Source organism: Kitasatospora sp. NPDC058406 (assembly GCF_042722765.1).
In the GTDB taxonomy this organism is placed as follows: Bacteria; Actinomycetota; Actinomycetes; order Streptomycetales; family Streptomycetaceae; genus Kitasatospora.
Map to the genome: position 1 here is coordinate 1 of NZ_JBHXKE010000512.1, position 1,020 is coordinate 1,020.

1 protein-coding gene is annotated in these 1,020 nt (G+C 71.4%); it reads left to right on the forward strand.

Features of this window, described 5'->3' with window-relative positions; all coding sequences use genetic code 11:
- Window positions 1–905: IS701 family transposase (locus tag ACFWOG_RS40930; RefSeq protein ID WP_380364844.1), on the forward strand; the 905-nt coding region annotated here is incomplete at its 5' end.
- Window positions 906–1,020: the final 115 nt, after the last annotated feature.

A 1,020-nucleotide genomic window follows, 5' to 3' on the forward strand; every position in this document is an offset into this window, starting at 1 on the left:
CGGGCAAGGTGACCAACTGTCAGGTGGGGGTCTCGGTTCACCTGGCCCGGGACCATGCCTCGACGCCCGTGAACTGGCGGCTGTTCCTGCCCATGGCCTGGGACCCCGCCGCGCCGCAGGCCGACCCGGACAAGGTGGCCCGGCGTGAACGCTGTGGTGTCCCGGCCGACTTGGGGCACGTGGAGAAGTGGCAGCTCGCCCTGGACATGATCGACGAGACCCGGTCCTGGGGCGTCGAGGTGCCCCTGGTCCTGGCCGACGCCGGCTACGGCGACACGATCGCCTTCCGTCTGGGTCTGAACCAGCGCGGCCTGCGCTACGTCGTGGGCATCTCCAGCCGGCCCGCCGCCCATCCGGCCGCCGCCCGCCCGGTCACCCCGCCCTACAACGGCATCGGACGGCGCCCGGCCGCCAGATATCCGGATGCGGCCCGCAGCGTGAAGGCTCTGGTCATCGAGGCGGGGCTCGGTGCGGCCAGGCCGGTGTCCTGGCGGGAGGGTTCACGCCCCGGCCGGGGCCGCAGCGGGTTGAAGCGCATGTACTCGCGGTTCGTGGCGCTGCGGATCCGCCCCTCCGGACGGGAGATCCGCGAGGCCACCGAAGGCGCCGAGCTGGCCGAGTGCTGGCTGCTGGCCGAGTGGCCGGCCAAGGAGGCCGAGCCGGTGCAGTTCTGGCTCTCCGACCTGCCCGGCGACACCTCGCTGACCACCCTGGTCCGCCTGGCCAAGCTCCGCTGGCGCATCGAGCACGACTACCGGGAGATGAAGCAGGCCCTCGGGCTTGCCCACTTCGAGGGCCGTACCTTCAACGGCTGGCACCACCACGTCACCCTCGTATCCCTCGCCCACGCCTTCTGCACCCTGCGGAGGCTGACCCGGGCCCCAAAAGAAACGGCACCGGCCTGAGCCTCTATCAGGTCGTCCGCGAGCTGCAGTCACTCCTCGCCACCTGGGCCGGCGCCTGCCCCACCTGCCACCGCGACATACCCACACCGATACGAACCTGACCAAGCCCTACTAG